The sequence below is a fragment of the Streptomyces sp. NPDC028305 genome, from assembly GCF_055569495.1.
On record NZ_JBVHTN010000004.1, the window covers coordinates 847826 to 863886 of the forward strand.

Consider the following 16061-nt stretch of genomic DNA (forward strand, 5'->3'; position numbering starts at 1 on the left):
GTTTCGGGTGCGGTACGCGCCTGCGAGACGTGGGCGCTCTCCTTCCCGAGGACGTAGCACTTCTCCCATCCCAGGCTCGGGCCGCGGCCCCAGCCGGAGATGTACGTCCGAGAAGGAGGAAAGTCATGGAGTCCCAGGCTCGTGGCGGGACCAGATGGAAGCGGTTCGCCGTTGTCATGGTGCCGAGCGTCGCTGCCACGGCGGCGATCGGTGTAGCCGTCGCGCAGGGTGCGCTCGCGGCCTCGTTCAGCGTGTCCGGCCAGCAGTTCAAGGTGAAGGTGAAAGAGCTCGACGGCAGGGGCTTTGTCCAGTACGGCACGCTTGACACCCAGCACGGGGGCAAGAAGATTCCCGTCGCCGTGTCGGCGTTCAAGAGCGCCAAGATCGAAAGCCTGTGCCAGTCGGTGGTGGTCCCGGTCCCGCTCTTCGGCGATGTCACGCTGAGGCTGGAGGCCGGCGGCAACGGCAGGAAGGTGGTCGCGAAGAACCTCTTCATCGACCTCGACCAGCTCAAGGCCGACGCCGTCTTCGGCAACATCAACATCGGCGTGGCGGCCGGCGACACGTCCAAGGGGCCGACGAACGACTCGAACAAGAAGGACCCCGGTTCCTTCGGTCAGGAAGCCGACACGGCGTTGCTGACCGATGTCGAGCAGACCGCATGGGCGACCAACGCGGGCACGTTCAAGCTCCCCGACCTTTCTATGAAGATCTACAAGGGCAGTGGCAAGGGCAAGGAGTGCTTCTGACCCGTTGAGCGGGTGGGGGGCCGTGTCAGCCGCCCCTCACCCGGGATCGCTCAGCGGCGTCGGGGCACCGGCACCGCGACTGTCAGTACCGCATCAGAACACTTGCGATCGTCCAGATCGCCGGCCCCAGGGAGCTGTTTTCATTGAGTGCCGAGTCGCCGGGGGCGCGTGACCGTATCAGCCGTCTGCGCCTGGCTTTCAGGCATTGGCGCTGGCAACGCCCGTTCTGGGCAGGGCTCTTCACCATATTGGCCGGGCTGCCGATCGGGTACCTGCCGTATGCCAACATCACCTTGGGTCAGATGACCGTCCGGATGTCGACCACCACGGGGTCCGGCGCGCTGATCATCGGCGTCCTGCTGGTCGTGCTGGGCCTGACCATGTGGTTCCAGCCCATCGTGCGGGTCTTCGCGGGAGTCGCCACCATCCTGCTCGGCCTGGTCTCGATCCCCGTGGCCAACTTCGGGGGACTCCTGGTGGGCTTCCTGCTCACCCTGTTCGGCGGCGGGATGAGCGTCGCCTGGGCGCCGGGTGAGACGCCCACCGAGCAGCCGGCGAAGGACACGGGGCCCGCACCCACGGACAGTTCGGACGGCGTGGACGACGCGGACGCTGGAGACGGCGCGGGCGGCGGCGAGCCGGAGCCGGCCGTCGCGGGGGCCGCGCGGGACCAGGAATCCAGGGATGGGAGGCACCGTGCGGGGTGAACAAGACGAGTCGGAGGGTGCGAGCGTCACCAGTCCACGCAAGGCGAGAACGGGGCCGCGGCACGCGGCCCCCAAGAAGTCGATGCTCACCCGCCTGCACATGCCCGCCGGCAAGGCGATAGCGCTCGCCGCCATGCCGACGGCCGTGCTGATGGGCATGGGGCTGACCCCGCAGCTCGCCCAGGCGACCTCCCGGGCCGAGGACCGCTACAAGCCCGGGCCGTGCGTCTCCCAGTCGGACGAGGCCGACAAGGACGACGCCAAGGACCAGAAGAGCACCGACGAGGCCGGCGAGACGTCCAAGGACTCCAAGGACAAGGACTCCAAGGACTCCAAGGGCTCCGAGGGTTCCGAGGACAAGACTTCTGAGGGCAAGAGCTCGGACGACAAAGGCTCCGAGCCCGGCGCCACGCCGACCCCGTCGGCCACGTCCGGCACCAAGACGGGCGACAAGACGGACGACGCGACGGACGACGCGACGCCGGAGACGCCCTCCGCCTCACCGAGCCCGTCCGCGACCAAGACCAAGAACCCGCTCGACCCGCTGGGCCTCGGGGACGCGCTCAAGGACATCTTCACCGGGGGCGGTGACGACAAGGACGAGACGGCCGAGCCGAGCACCACGCCGACCCCGTCGGACTCCTCGACCGGCTCGTCGGGCAAGACCGCCGACCCCACCGAAGACGCGGCCGACAAAGCGAAGGACACCGCCGACAAGGACGAGTCCAAGGCCGAGGAAAAGGCCAAGGACAAAGCCCAGGACGCCAAGGACAAGACCGAGGACGCCAAGGACGCCGAGGACAAGGCCGACGGCTCCACTCCGTCGCCCGGCCCCAGCTCCTCGTCCTCCCCCAAGGCCGAGGACGGGGACAAGAGCGGCAAGGAGCCGTTCCCCTGCCCGACGTTCGACGCCGAGGCGTACGACAACGCCGAGACCGAGCCGACCGCCGCCCTGGTGCCCGAGGACCCCTGGACCCTCAAGAGCACCCTGCTGACCCTGCACGGCCTGGACTACAAGGGCATCGTCGAGGTCAAGACGTACAGCGGGCAGGTCAAGAAGGTCCTCAAGTTCACGGCCTCCGGCATTGAGATCAAGGATCTGCACCAGCTGACGGTCGGGACCGGCGGGACGACCAACCACGTGGCCGCGCGCGAGGGCTCCACCTCGACCTTCAACAACGGCCCGATCACCATGTACACCGAGGAGCTGTCGGGCAATCTGCTGGGGATCATCCCGATCACCTTCAGCCCGAAGAGCCCGCCGCCGATCAACCTCCCCGAGGTGTTCTTCACCGATGTGACGGTCACGCAGGCCGGCCAGTTCGGCGGCGACCTGACCATCCCCGGCATGCACCTCTACAAGACGGGGGATTAACCCCGGGACACAGACCCGTTCGGGAGCCGCACAGCCCTCCTCCGGGAGGGCGAACGCCGGTGGGCACCACCCCAGTCGGGGCGGTGCCCACCGGCGCGTCAGCCGCCTGTTCGAGCGGCCGGTCGCTCGTCAGCCGGGCGCGTTACTTGCCCTCGCCGCCCAGGTGGTGCACCCGGACCATGTTGGTGGTGCCGGAGACGCCGGGGGGCGAACCGGCCGTGATGATCATGGTAGCGCCTTCGTTGTAGCGGCCCAGCTTCGACAGCTCGGCGTCCACGAGGTCCACCATCGCGTCGGTGTGCTCCACATACGGCACCACGAACGACTCCACGCCCCAGCTGAGCGTCAGCTGGTTGCGGGTGGCCACGTCGGTGGTGAAGGCCAGGATCGGCTGCTGGGCCCGGTAGCGGGACAGCCGGCGGGCGGTGTCGCCGGACTGGGTGAAGGCCACCAGCGACTCGGCGTCCAGGAAGTCGGCGATCTCGCAGGCCGCACGGGCGACCGAGCCGCCCTGCGTACGCGGCTTCTTGCCGGGGACCAGCGGCTGGAGGCCGCGCGAGAGCAGCTCCTGCTCGGCGGCCTGGACGATGCGGGACATCGTCTTGACCGTCTCCAGCGGGTACGCGCCGACGGAGGACTCCGCGGACAGCATGACCGCGTCGGCGCCGTCGAGGATCGCGTTGGCGACGTCGGACGCCTCGGCGCGGGTCGGACGCGAGTTGGTGATCATCGACTCCATCATCTGGGTCGCGACGATCACCGGCTTGGCGTTCCGGCGGCACAGCTCGATCAGGCGCTTCTGCACCATCGGGACCTTCTCGAGCGGATACTCGACGGCCAGGTCACCGCGGGCCACCATGACGCCGTCGAAGGCCGCGACGACCTCCTCCATGTTGGCGACCGCCTGCGGCTTCTCGACCTTGGCGATCACCGGCACCCGGTGCCCCACCTCGTCCATGACGCGGTGCACATCGCGGACGTCGGCGGCGTCCCGGACGAAGGACAGCGCGACCATGTCGCACCCCATCGCCAGCGCGAACTTCAGGTCCACGATGTCCTTCTCGGACAGCGCGGGCACATTGACCGCCGTGCCCGGCAGGTTGATCCCCTTGTGGTCGGAGATCACCCCGCCCTCGATGACGATCGTCTTGACCCGGGTGCCCTCGACCGCGGTGACCCGCAGCTCGACGTTGCCGTCGTTGATCAGGACCTGGTCGCCCTTGGAGACATCGCCCGGCAGCCCCTTGTACGTGGTGCCGCAGATCGTGCGGTCGCCCGGCACGTCCTCGGTGGTGATGGTGAACTCGTCACCGCGCACCAGCTCCACCGGGCCGTCGGCGAAGGTCTCCAGCCGGATCTTGGGGCCCTGGAGGTCGGCGAGCACGCCGACCGCGCGCCCGGTCTCCTCGGAGGCCTTGCGGACGCGGTGATACCGCTCCTCGTGCTCCGTGTGGCTCCCATGGCTCATGTTGAATCGGGCCACGTTCATCCCGGCCTCGATCAGCGACTTCAGCTGGTCGTAGGAGTCGACGGCGGGGCCCAGAGTGCAGACGATTTTGGAACGGCGCATGAGGCAGATCCTATCGGTTTGTTTCGGAGCGGAATTTTTAAGCTTATGTACGCCGGTGCAATGCCTGGGCAAGCACGGCGGAAGAGCCGGAGGCCGGACGGTGACCAGGAGGCTAGGCAGTGACCAGTTCGTACGCCTGGCTCGCTATCTCCAGCTCCTCGTCGGTCGGCACCACGGCCACCGCGACCCGGCTGGCCTCCGTGGAGATCAGCCGCGCCGAGGAGCCGCGCACCGCGTTGCGGACCGCGTCCACCTCGATGCCGAACGCGGGCAGGCCGCGCATCGCCGCCTCCCGCACCGCCGCGGAGTTCTCCCCGACGCCCGCGGTGAAGGCGATCGCGTCCACCCGCCCCAGCACGGCGGTGTACGCGCCCACATACTTGCGCAGCCGGTGGATGTAGACGTCGAAGGCCAGCTGCGCCTCCGGGTCCCCCTCGCCCATCCGGCGGCCGATCTCGCGCATGTCGTTGTCCCCGCACAGCCCCAGCAGCCCGCTGCGCTTGTTCAGCAGGGTGTCGATCTCGTCGACCGACAGCCCGCCGACCCGGGCCAGGTGGAAGATCGCCGCCGGGTCCAGGTCCCCGGAGCGGGTCCCCATGACCAGGCCCTCCAGCGGGGTGAGCCCCATCGAGGTGTCCACGCACACCCCGCCGCGCACGGCGGAGGCGCTGGCGCCGTTGCCCAGGTGCAGCACGATCGTGTTGACGTCGGAGACGTCCCGGCCCAGCAGCGCGGCGGTGGCCCGGGAGACGAACGCGTGCGAGGTGCCGTGGAAGCCGTAGCGCCGCACCCCGTACCGGTCGGCGGTCGCCCGGTCGATGGCGTAGCGCGCCGCCTCCTCCGGCATCGTGGAGTGAAACGCGGTGTCGAAGACCGCCACCTGCGGCAGGTCCGGGCGCAGCGCGCGGGCCACCTTGATCCCGGTGACGTTCGCCGGGTTGTGCAGCGGGGCCAGCGGCACCAGCTTCTCGATCTCCTCGACCACCTCGTCGGTGATCAGGGTCGGCTCGGTGAACCGGGTGCCGCCGTGCACCACCCGGTGGCCGACCGCCGCCAGCGCGGGCGAGTCCAGGCCGAGGCCCTGCCCGGCCAGCTCCTCGGCGACCTGCTTGAGGGCGGCCGAGTGGTCGGCGACGGGGCCCTCCCCGATCCGCTCCACGATGCCGGAGGCGAGCCGGCTGCCGTCGGCCATGTCCAGCAGCTGGTACTTGACCGACGAGGAGCCGGAGTTGAGAACGAGGACTCGGGAGCCGTTCACGCGGTGGGTGCTTTCTGTGCGGGGGAGGCGGGGGTGGGCGTCTGGGCCTGGACGGCGGTGATCGAGACGGTGTTGACGATGTCCTGGACCAGCGCCCCGCGGGAGAGGTCGTTCACCGGCTTGCGCAGCCCCTGGAGCACGGGGCCGACCGCGACCGCGCCCGCCGAGCGCTGCACCGCCTTGTAGGTGTTGTTGCCGGTGTTCAGGTCCGGGAAGACCAGGACCGTGGCCTTGCCCGCCACCTCGGAGTCCGGCAGCTTGGTCGCCGCGACGGCCGCGTCCACCGCGGCGTCGTACTGGATCGGGCCCTCGACCAGCAGGTCCGGGCGGCGCTCGCGGACCAGCTCGGTCGCCTTGCGCACCTTGTCGACGTCCACGCCGGACCCGGAGGTGCCGGTCGAGTACGAGAGCATCGCGATCCGCGGCTCCACGCCGAACTGGGCGGCCGTGGTGGCCGACTGGATGGCGATGTCCGCGAGCTGCTCGGCGTCCGGGTCCGGGTTGACCGCGCAGTCGCCGTACACCAGCACCCGGTCCGCCAGGCACATGAAGAAGACCGAGGAGACGATCTGGGCGCCCGGCGCGGTCTTGATGATCTCGAAGGCGGGCCGGATGGTGGCCGCGGTGGAGTGCACGGCGCCGGAGACCATGCCGTCGGCCAGGCCCTCCTGCACCATCAGCGTGCCGAAGTACGAGACGTCGGCGACCACGTCGTAGGCCAGCTCGTAGGAGACGCCCTTGTGGGCGCGCAGCTTCGCGTACAGCTCGGCGAAGCGGTCGCGCAGCGGCGAGGTCTGCGGGTCGATGATCTGCGCGTCCGCGAGCTGGATGCCCAGCTCGGCGGCGCGCTTGCGCACCACGTCCTCCGCGCCCAGCAGCGTGAGGTCGCACACATCGCGGCGCAGCAGCACATCGGCGGCGCGCAGCACCCGCTCCTCGGTGCCCTCGGGGAGGACGACCCGGCGGCGGCCCGCGCGGGACCGCTCGATCAGCTCGTGCTCGAACATCATCGGGGTGACCCGGCCGGAGCGGGCGACCGAGATCCGGTTGGTCAGCTCCGAGGTGTCCACATGCCGCTCGAACAGGCCGATCGCGATCTCGGCCTTGCGCGGCGAGCCCGCGGTGAGCTTGCCCTCCAGCGCGAACAACTCGGCCGCGGTCGGGAAGCTGCCGCCGGCCACGGCCGCCACCGGGGTGCCCGGGGCCAGCCGGGAGGCCAGCGCCAGGATGTCCGGGCCCGGCCGCTCGTCCAGGGTGAGCAGCACCCCGGCGATGGGCGGGGCCCCCGCGCTGTGCGCCGCGAGCGCCCCGATGATCAGGTCGGCGCGGTCGCCGGGGGTCACCACCAGGCAGCCCTCGGTCAGCGCGGGCAGGAAGCTGGGCAGCATGGCGCCGCCGAAGACGAAGTCCCGCACGTCCCGGGACAGCCCCGCGTGGTCGCCGAGCAGCAGCTCGGCGTCCAGGGTGCGCACCACCTGGGAGACGGTGGGCGCGGAGAGCGAGGCGTCCTCCGGCAGCGCGTAGCAGGGGACGGGGAGGCGGCCGCTCAGCCGCTCGGCCACGGCCTCCCGGTCGCCGGGGGCCACCCGGTTCACCACGACGGCGACGACATCGCAGCCCTGCGCGTCGTAGGCGCGGTAGGCGTTGTGCGCCTCGGCGCCCACGGACTCGGCGCTCTGGTCCTGGCCGCCCACGACGGTGATCACCGAGGCGCCGAACTCGTTGGCCAGCCGCGCGTTCAGCCCCAGCTCGTCGGGGAGGCTGGTCGCGGCGTAGTCGCTGCCCAGGACGAGGACGTACTCGTAGTCCCGGGCCACCTCGTGGAAACGGCCGACCAGGTGCGCCACCAGCTCGTCGGTGCCCCGCTCGGCCTGGAGGGCGGACGCCTCCTCGTAGGTGATCCCGAAGACGGACTCGGGGGACTGGCCCAGCCGGTAGCGGGCCCGCAGGAGGTCGAAGAGGCGGTCGGGGTTGTCGTGCACCAGGGGGCGGAAGACGCCGACCCGGTCGACATGGCGGGTCAGGAGCTCCATGACCCCCAGCTCGACGACCTGGCGGCCGTCGCCGCGTTCGATCCCGGTCACGTACACGCTGCGCGTCACGCCCTGCTCTCCGATCCTTGTCGACTGCGTCCGGTGCGTCCGGTGCGTCCGGTGCGGTGGGTGCGGTGGGTGCGTCCGGTTGTTTCCGGTTGTTTCCGGTCGAAACTCCTGAAAACGGCCGTATTGGCGGCCCTGTCCCCTTGACAATACCTGCGGCCATCGATAGAACGCTCGCCCGGTCCGGGGCCGGATCAGGGGCCTGGTCCGGGGCCTGGTCGGGGCCATGCTCCGGGGCAGGTTCCGGGGCCCGATCCGGAGTCCGGCCGGAGCGGGGGTTGGAGCCGGGGGCGGAGTCGGGTATGCAGGGACATGGCACCGCCAGGCCCGTGGAACAATCGGACTGGCTCACACTTACCCGTACGCAGCAGGAGACACAGCACGATGCGCATCGGAGTTCTCACCGCAGGCGGCGACTGCCCCGGCCTGAACGCTGTGATCCGCTCGGTCGTCCACCGGGCCGTGGTCGGACACGGAGACGAGGTCATCGGCTTCGAGGACGGCTTCAAGGGGCTCCTCGACGGCCGCCACCGCAAGCTCGACCTGGACGCCGTGAGCGGCATCCTCGCCCGCGGCGGCACCATCCTCGGCTCCTCCCGCCTGGAGCGGGCCCGGCTGCGCGAGGCCTGTGAGACCTCCAAGGACCACGCCCGCGACTACGGCATCGACGTGCTGATCCCGATCGGCGGCGAGGGCACGCTCACCGCCGCCCGGATGCTCTCCGACGCCGGGCTGCCCATCGTCGGCGTGCCCAAGACCATCGACAACGACATCTCCTCCACCGACCGCACCTTCGGCTTCGACACCGCCGTCGGCGTCGCCACCGAGGCCATGGACCGGCTCAAGACCACCGCCGAGTCGCACCAGCGGGTCATGGTCGTCGAGGTCATGGGGCGCCACGCGGGCTGGATCGCGCTGGAGTCCGGCATGGCGGGCGGCGCGCACGGCATCTGCCTGCCGGAGCGGCCGTTCGAGATCGACGCGCTGGTGAAGATGGTCGAGGAGCGCTTCTCCCGCGGCAAGAAGTTCGCGGTCATCTGTGTCGCCGAGGGCGCGCACCCCGCCGAGGGCACGATGGAGTACAAGAAGGGCGCGATCGACCAGTACGGCCACGAGCGGTTCACCGGCATCGGCAACCGCCTGGCGGCCGAACTCGAGCGGCGGCTGGGCAAGGAGGCCCGCCCGGTCATCCTCGGCCACGTCCAGCGCGGCGGCACCCCGACCGCGTACGACCGGGTCCTGGCCACCCGCTTCGGCTGGCACGCCGTCGAGGCCGCCCACCGCGGCGACTTCGGGATGATGACCGCGCTGCGCGGCACGGACATCAAGATGGTGCCGATCGCGGAGGCGGTCACCGAGCTCAAGACGGTCCCGGTGCACCGCATGGACGAGGCGGAGTCGGTCTACTGACCCGGGCTCCCGCCGCGCCGCTCTGCTACTGTCCCGGCTTGATCAAGGTGGACTGCTGATCAACTGATCAAGGGGGACGAAGGAGCGGGGGCGGGATGCGTCGTTTGTGGGCTCGCGTGTGGCTGCGCTACACGGCCCTGGTGGTACTCGTCATGGCACTGGTCGCGGTCTTCGTCATCGCGAACCGCGACAGCGACGAGGGCGGCCATCTCGCGGCGAACCGTGCCCAGTTGAGAAAGGCGTGCGACGGCACCCTCCCGTACGCGGACCTGAAACGTCTCGTCCGCGACGGCCAGGCGGGCGAGCTCAGCCAGCACGGCACGATGCTCGAACCCGACCAGGAGAGCCGCTCGCTGCTGGACTGCGAGCTGTCCTGGGGGGACGGCTACAGCGTCACCGTCCATGCCGAGGCGCTGGTCTCCGACATCCCCGAGGACATGGAGACCAAGGATCTCCTGGGGAAGGGCAGCGACGTCGAGGGCACCCACGTGGCCCCCGGAACCACCGGCCAGTACGACCGGCGCGGCGCCTGGGTGGTGGCCGAGTGCGTGGGCGGCCTGCGCGGCCGGGTCCGGCCCACGACCGACCTGTATGTGTCCGCGCGCGTCTCCGACGGCGAGCGCAAGGCCGCCGACAACCGCGCCGAGCGCGAGGAGCAGGCCAGGGCCGAAAAGGCCGCCGCACTCACCGGCTTCCGCACCGCCGTGCACGTCGCGAACGCCATCACCGAGGCTCAGGACTGCGGCAGCGACCCGCTCAAGGCCCCGACCCGGGTCCTGGACACCCACGAACACGACGGGGGCTCGCAGGCCGAGCGCATCGTGGAGCCCGGCCGCGGCCTGCGCAAGTGCGGCTGGATCAACGCCCGGTCGCTCTCCGGGGTGATGCCCGGCACCTGGACCACGCTCGGCGACCTCCAGGAGTCCGGCGTGGTGAACGCCTGCCAGGGCATCTGGGACTCGGAGGCCGAGCAGAACGACGGGGAGCAGCCGGAGGACTGGCAGGTCACCGGAGTCGAGGCGGCGAGCTGGGCGGGCATCTTCGGCCGGACCGCGTACAACTCGTACGAGCGCGAGGGCCATGTGCCGGGGTGGGGGGTGTCCCAGGACCGCGGAAAGCCCACGGGCGGCGGCGGGACGGCCGGCGGCAAGGGCGAGGACCGTATCTCCTCCTACGTCGACGACCCCCAACTCGCCCTGTGGGCACGCTCGGTGTGCGGCGGCCGCGAGACCTACCACCGCGTCTCGGTGGAGCCCTCGATCCTCATCGAGGACGGCGATACGGCGACCCTGGGCGCCAAGGACCGCGCCGCGCTCTCCCGCGCCGCACGCTCGGTGCTGGACCGCTATCTGAGCGCCGAGGACGGCTGGCCCAAGTCGGCGGGGTGCCGCGATACGAAGGTGCTGGGGGAGGTCGAGGAATGGCACTGAACAGACTGCGACTCGGCGGGCGGCTGACCCGCCGTCGCCGATGGGGCCTCGGGGCCGCCGTGCTGGCGCTGGCCGCGCTGACGGGCACGATCGTCTGGACGGCCGGCAGCGACGACCGCGCGCTCGACGCGGCCTGCGACGGGGTGCTGGCCGCGGACGAGGTCCGCGCGGTGCTCGGCGACGGCGAGATCAGCGTCAGCAACCGCACCAAGGGCACCTTCGACGCCGACCTCGAAGCCGACCGCAAGAGCGAGGAGGGTGTGGCCAACACCCTCTCCGTACAGTGTGAGGTGAAGGGCGACGGCAAGGGCCGCGTCAAGGTGACCATCGCGGGCGCGCCGCGGCCCCACACCCGTTATGGCCTCGCCGGGACGTACACCTCCGTCCCCGGGGGGAGCACCCTCGCGGTCCCCCTCGGCCACGGCTGGTCCGGGCTCTTCGGCACGGCCAACGAGCGCCCGGACGGCAGGGAGGACGGCAAGGCGACCACCGCCGTGCTGCTCGACTGCGTCAAGGGCGGCACCAGCCTGCTGATCACCGTCGAGACGGAGCTCATCGGCGTCACCCTCGACGACCCGGCCGCCCGCCCCGACTACGTCCGCACCGCGACCGCCACCGCCGAGGCGGCCAACGACCACTGGGGCTGCGGCGCCCGCCTGGGCAAGCCGGTCGACACGGTGGGCCTGCCGGTTAACGAGGACGAGTACGAGCCGCTGCTCGGCGCCGACGGCACCTGCGAGGGCGTCCCGACGGCCTCCCGCTCCGCGGTGTCCACGGCCCGGGAGACCGCCCGCGACCGCGCACCGCGCGAGTCCTGCGCCCTCGGCGCGCGCGACGGCTCGCCGCGCTACCGCCTCGACGCGTACTACGGCCCGTACGCCGAGGAGGCCCGCGCCGAGTACAGCGCCGACCGGGGCCTGGACGGCCCCAACCCCTCCGAGGAACCCTCGGGCCGGCTGGGCCAGAGCGCCTACTGGGCCAGCGCCTCCTGCCCGGACAACGCCGAGGACGCGCTGTTCCTGGTCCGCGCGGACAGCACCAAGGACAACACCCGCCGGGAGCCGGACCTGTCCTACGAGCGCGCCGCCCTCAAGGCCTTCGCGGAGGCCTCGGCGCGCAGCCACGGGTGCGGGGCGCCGGACACGCCGGGCGGGTGAACGGCCGCCTGCCGTTCAGGCCGGGCGCTCAGGCCGGGTCCACGGGTGGCGGGACATCCTGTAGTTTTCGCAGCTCTTCCTGTGCCTCATCCCGGTGAGTCACATCGCAGCGTTCGTCGGTGGCGATCGCCTCGAGGAGCTTCTTGGCCTGCTCGTGGTGGGCCCGGCCGAGTCCACCGATTCGCGTGGCCGCGCGGATTCGGTATCGCGCCGGGCAGGTTTGATCGGCGGCGAGGTCCGAGAGCTGGTCGGCCACGGATTCCACCGCCAGGGGGTCGATCGAGGCCAGCGAGTCCGTGGCGTCAAGTCGTACATCGGTCTCGATGGCGGCATCGGTGACGCAGGCCGAGAGAATACGCACGGCATCCGCGCGCTCTTGCGCACCACCCAGTTTCGCCAGCGTCTCGACGAGCTGTTTGCGGGTGGCCTCCGATTCGCCGGGGGCGGTCAGCCGTGTGTGCACGATGCGGGCGGCCTCTTCGTGTCGACCCGGGTCGATCGAGACCACGGCATTCAACATCCACCGCATGTAGATCGCCTCCGGCTCCTCCTGCGCATGGCGCAGCAATGCGGCGACGACCTGGGGCCGGGTCCGCGGTACCAGGCTGACCAGCGATTCCGCCGCCTCACGAAGCTCATATGCATCGGTGAAGCGGGATTCCACCACCCGCATGAGGACCGCCTCGACCTCATCGGTCTGCTCCGGAGCCAGTTGTGCCAGGGTCTTGGCGAGTGCCGAGGCTTCCTCTGGGGAGGTCTCTGGCGCCATGACCCGTCGGCGCAGGATCTCGATGGCGCGCGCACGGTGGGCGTCACTCAGTTTTGCGAGGTGGCGTGCGGCCTCCGCTTGCGAGTTCGGGTGCACACCCGGGGTGCCCAGGGCCTCTTCCAGCACGGGGACCACCCGTTCGGTGTTCTGCGGGTCCATGGTGTTCAAGCGCGAGACCGCGTAAAGCCGATCCCTCAGGCTCAGCGCCGTATTGCACGCGGTCGCGGCGAGCAGGTCCACACAGCGCCTTCTCTTGCCGGGCGCGAGAGAAGCGGACCTCACCACCGCCTTGACCTTGTCCGTCAGCCCGCAGTGTGACGACTGCGCCAGGCGGAACAGCTCATCAGCCATGTCCGCCCGCTGGTCGGCGTCGACTCGAGCGAGCCGTTCCGCCGCGTCGATCCTGTCGTCCATGTCCAGCCGGGAGTTCAGGACCAGTCCCCGCAGTACATCCACGGACAGCTGGATACGGTCCGGCGCGACGTCCGCCAGCGCCTCGGCCGCCTTCGCCCGGATATGGGCACCGGCCCGAGGCGAGGTCATGAGCTTGTCCATCATGTCGATGGAGCGGGCTCTGCGGCCGTGATCCAGGACGGCGATGACGCGCATGAGGTCGATCCGGTCGAAGACGGACGTCGCCGGGTCCTCGGCCATCGCCTCGAGGGCGGACAGCGTCTCGTCAAATGACGACGGGGAGAGTTTGGTCAAGGCTTCCGCAACCGTCACGACGTCCTGGACGAGGGCCCCGGGGCTGTGCATGAGGTCGCTCAGACAGGCTTGAGCCTGCTTCAGGACTTCGCCTCCCATGCTCGCCAGAGCCTCGGCCGCCGAGCGGCGCTGTGCGATGCTGACCCGTTCGTCCCGGGCCGTCTTCAGCAGGGCGTCGGCCGCCCGGTCCCGTGAGGAGTGCTGGGTGCGAGCGACCGCGGCGGCGCCGCGTACTCGATCGGCGTCCGTGAGGTGCGGGTTGTCGATGACGGTCCACAAATGGTCGACCGCCGCCTTCGCCGTGGGCCCGCTGCGCTCAGTGAGCAGCTGGGCCGCCGCGACGCGCGCCGTGGTCGGGGCCTCCTCGTCCTCCATGACCGAGGTGAGGGTGGCCGATACCCTGGGGTCGCCCAGCAGCGCCGCAGTGGTCAGCATGTCGTCGTAGTGATCGTTGTCGGGTACGAAGAGAACCCGACGGAGACCGTCGCAGAAGGCGTCGAGCACCGGGCTTGTGGCCTGTGCCCCACGCAGCAGCAGCTCGCCGACGAGTGCCTGATGGTGGTCGGTCTGCTGCTGGAGCCAGGGGAGCAGCGTGCTGGCCGGGTGGCTGTGGGTGTGCCGGACCAGTACGAGCCGCGCGACCTCCTCCTGTCCGGCGCCGTCGAAGACGCGGGCGAGCCAGGAGCCCCAGACCTCCGTCCTGGGGTCGAACGCATCCGGGAGGTCCTGCTCGTGGTGTTGCGCCGCCAGATGCTCGGCGAAGGAGAGATGCCAGAAGCGGACGTTGTCGTCGTCACGGGTGACGAGCCCGGTGGACTCCGCCAGGGAGAACAGGATCGTGGACCACATAGGGATTCTCGGAATGGGCGCTTCCAGCTCCTCGGCGAGCTCTCGCACCCAGGAATCCGCGTGACGCAGCAGGTTCGTCTCTCCCTGGGAGGCCGCCACCGCCAGCCGCTGTCCGAGCTGTGAGCGCCGAAGCCGGATCTGCACGGCCAGCCGTTCGCCGTGGGGCAGTGCGTCGAGCAACCTCCGCAGGTCCTCATCGACCCTCTTGCTGTTCCGGCCCTCCGCCAGTTGGGTCAGGAACTCTTCGTACAGGCCGAACCGCTGCTTGGGCAGCGGGGTGTCCGGAGAGCTCTCGAAGACGACCGCGGCGATGGTGGCGAGCAGCGGCACCTTGGTCACGTCGAGGAGATGGCCCTCGCGCAGCTGGATCAGGAACCGATCCGCCAGATCCGGCTCGGGGGAGTCGAGGAACCACCCCTTGGCGAAGCGTTCCAAGCCGTCGGCGGTGAACGGTTCCAGGGTGTAGTGCACCATGCCCGCGTGGCTCAGCCTGCGCCGGTCGGCCTGTGTCGGCGGGCGGCTGGTGAGGATCATCCGGAACGGCAGGTCCTGCCGACGCAGAACGCCGTCGATCCAGTCGACGAGATCCCCCCGGTCCCGGACGCCGGAGACCTCGTCGAGCGCGTCGATGAGGACCACCCACTGCCCGTCCGGCGTGGGCCGGTCCGGCAGCCGCAGCAGCCCCGCCGGGAGCAGATCGTCCTCCACCGCCGCGGCGATCGCCTCCTGCCAGGGCTTGTGCCTGGCCGCGTGAGGGGCGAGGTGTCTGGCGGTGACCCGGATGGGGACGGCGTTCTCCGGCAGCTCCCGGTGCAGCTGGCTGATGAGGGACGACTTGCCCATGCCCGGGCCGCCGGTGATGAGCAGATGTTCCGGCGACGCGAGCACGGATTTCAGGGACTGGGAGACCCGGCGGTCCTGCTTGCCGTCCGACGCCGGAGCGCCGACCTCGGCCCGCCGCTCCTCCCGCTCCCGCGCGCGGGACCAGTCGCCGTGCCGTGCCGGATCCGACGCGCGCTCCGTCCGCTGATCCCCGTCCGTGCCCTGGGCGGACACCTGCTGGCGTACGTACACCTCGGTGAAGCGGGGGCGGCGCTGCCCGCGCAGGAGGTCCGGGTACGGGAAGCTGTTCGCCCTGCTCTTCTGGTCCTCGATCAGGCGGTCCAGGTCGAACCGGCTCAGCCGGACGGTCGGTGCGTTGCCTTGATCGACGGCGGGGACGGCCGGGGGCAGTTCGGGTACGTAGGCGCGGTTGCGTACCAGGGGGATCTGGCCGGCCGAGTCGGTCGCCAGCTTGCGCGGGGCCGGGAGGTTCTTGCGGATGGTGGCCTGCCGGACCTTCTGGAACAGGTCCTCCACGGTGAGCAGCTCGGGGCCGCCCGGCACACCTCCCTCGATCAGCGACAGCAGTTCGCCGGTGAAGACCGTCAGCTCCGCGTCCGGTGGCGCGAACGACACGGCGTTGGAACCGGAGGAGGCGAGAACGTATGCGCCCTCGATCTCCGCCTCTTCCTGGGGCCCGGACGGCCCCATGACGGCTGCCGCGTGACCGCTGTGGCAGCAGTCGAGCACCACGATCTTGCGCCGCGCCCGGCGAGGTTTCAGCAGCTCTGTGCGCACGTCCCGGTAGCGCAAGGACAAGTACAGTTCGGTGCGCTTGGATTCGGACAGCGCCAGGTAGAGCTGGTCCGAGGGGTCCACGGCATCCGGGTCCGTCAGCCCGTGTCCGGCGTAATAGACGAAGAGCGTGTCCTTCGCCTCGCCTGCCGCCTTGGAGATCGCGTGCAGCACCTCGCGGTCGTAGCGCGGCTGGGGGATCACCTGGCAGTGCTCCTTGGGGAGCCCCCACAGCTCGGGATCGGTCAGCGCGTCGCGCAGCCGGTTGAGGTTGTTGGCCACGGACTTCAAGGGCGGCAGGTGCTCGAAGTCATGGACTCCGATCAGCACCGCCCGCGAGGTGGCCGGGTCTGGCAGGTGCAC

General features: G+C 70.6%; 10 protein-coding genes. 6 read left to right on the plus strand and 4 right to left on the minus strand.

The genetic code is table 11. The features are described 5' to 3' along the window. The first annotated feature begins 125 nt into the window (after positions 1-125). The 3 genes from ACZ4WQ_RS20020 (at position 126) to ACZ4WQ_RS20030 (ending at position 2831) form a co-directional block, all read left to right on the plus strand. Positions 126-749: a DUF6230 family protein gene (locus tag ACZ4WQ_RS20020; RefSeq protein ID WP_385339012.1), complete on the plus strand. Its 624-nt coding sequence runs from the start codon at positions 126-128 to the stop codon at positions 747-749. Between the two features lie 143 nt (positions 750-892). Continuing rightward, positions 893-1456: a DUF6114 domain-containing protein gene (locus ACZ4WQ_RS20025; RefSeq protein WP_311727950.1), complete on the plus strand. Its 564-nt coding sequence runs from the start codon at positions 893-895 to the stop codon at positions 1454-1456. Further along, the gene (locus tag ACZ4WQ_RS20030; RefSeq protein WP_468022317.1) at positions 1446-2831 is read left to right on the plus strand and encodes a hydrogenase expression protein HypF; all 1386 of its coding nucleotides are present in this window, start codon (positions 1446-1448) and stop codon (positions 2829-2831) included. The genes ACZ4WQ_RS20025 and ACZ4WQ_RS20030 overlap by 11 nt, the downstream gene beginning before the upstream one ends. Positions 2832-2973: 142 nt before the next feature. On the opposite strand, the gene pyk is transcribed toward ACZ4WQ_RS20030, so the two are convergent. The 3 genes from pyk to pta all read right to left on the minus strand — a co-directional run bounded on the left by pyk (position 2974) and on the right by pta (position 7761). Further along, positions 2974-4401, minus strand: a complete 1428-nt coding sequence (pyk, locus tag ACZ4WQ_RS20035) for a pyruvate kinase (RefSeq protein WP_311727951.1) — start codon at positions 4399-4401, stop codon at positions 2974-2976. A gap of 112 nt (positions 4402-4513) precedes the next feature. After that, positions 4514-5659: an acetate kinase gene (locus ACZ4WQ_RS20040; RefSeq protein ID WP_311727952.1), complete on the minus strand. Its 1146-nt coding sequence runs from the start codon at positions 5657-5659 to the stop codon at positions 4514-4516. Further along, positions 5656-7761, minus strand: a complete 2106-nt coding sequence (gene pta / locus ACZ4WQ_RS20045) for a phosphate acetyltransferase (protein ID WP_385339005.1) — start codon at positions 7759-7761, stop codon at positions 5656-5658. The genes ACZ4WQ_RS20040 and pta overlap by 4 nt, the downstream gene beginning before the upstream one ends. Before the next feature lie 381 nt (positions 7762-8142). On the opposite strand from pta, the gene ACZ4WQ_RS20050 reads away from it, so the two are divergent. From ACZ4WQ_RS20050 to ACZ4WQ_RS20060, 3 genes are all read left to right on the plus strand, one after another. Further along, positions 8143-9168, plus strand: a complete 1026-nt coding sequence (locus tag ACZ4WQ_RS20050) for a 6-phosphofructokinase (protein WP_311727954.1) — start codon at positions 8143-8145, stop codon at positions 9166-9168. Positions 9169-9263: 95 nt separating this feature from the next. Next, the gene (locus tag ACZ4WQ_RS20055) at positions 9264-10598 is read left to right on the plus strand and encodes a hypothetical protein (RefSeq protein WP_398371572.1); all 1335 of its coding nucleotides are present in this window, start codon (positions 9264-9266) and stop codon (positions 10596-10598) included. After that, positions 10589-11755: a hypothetical protein gene (locus ACZ4WQ_RS20060; protein ID WP_398371574.1), complete on the plus strand. Its 1167-nt coding sequence runs from the start codon at positions 10589-10591 to the stop codon at positions 11753-11755. Before ACZ4WQ_RS20055 ends, ACZ4WQ_RS20060 begins: the two co-directional genes overlap by 10 nt. A 28-nt stretch (positions 11756-11783) precedes the next feature. Here the strand turns inward: ACZ4WQ_RS20060 and ACZ4WQ_RS20065 are convergent, their stop codons facing one another. Next, a complete protein-coding gene (locus ACZ4WQ_RS20065) occupies positions 11784-16061 on the minus strand; it encodes a caspase, EACC1-associated type (protein ID WP_398371576.1) in 4278 nt (1425 codons plus the stop codon).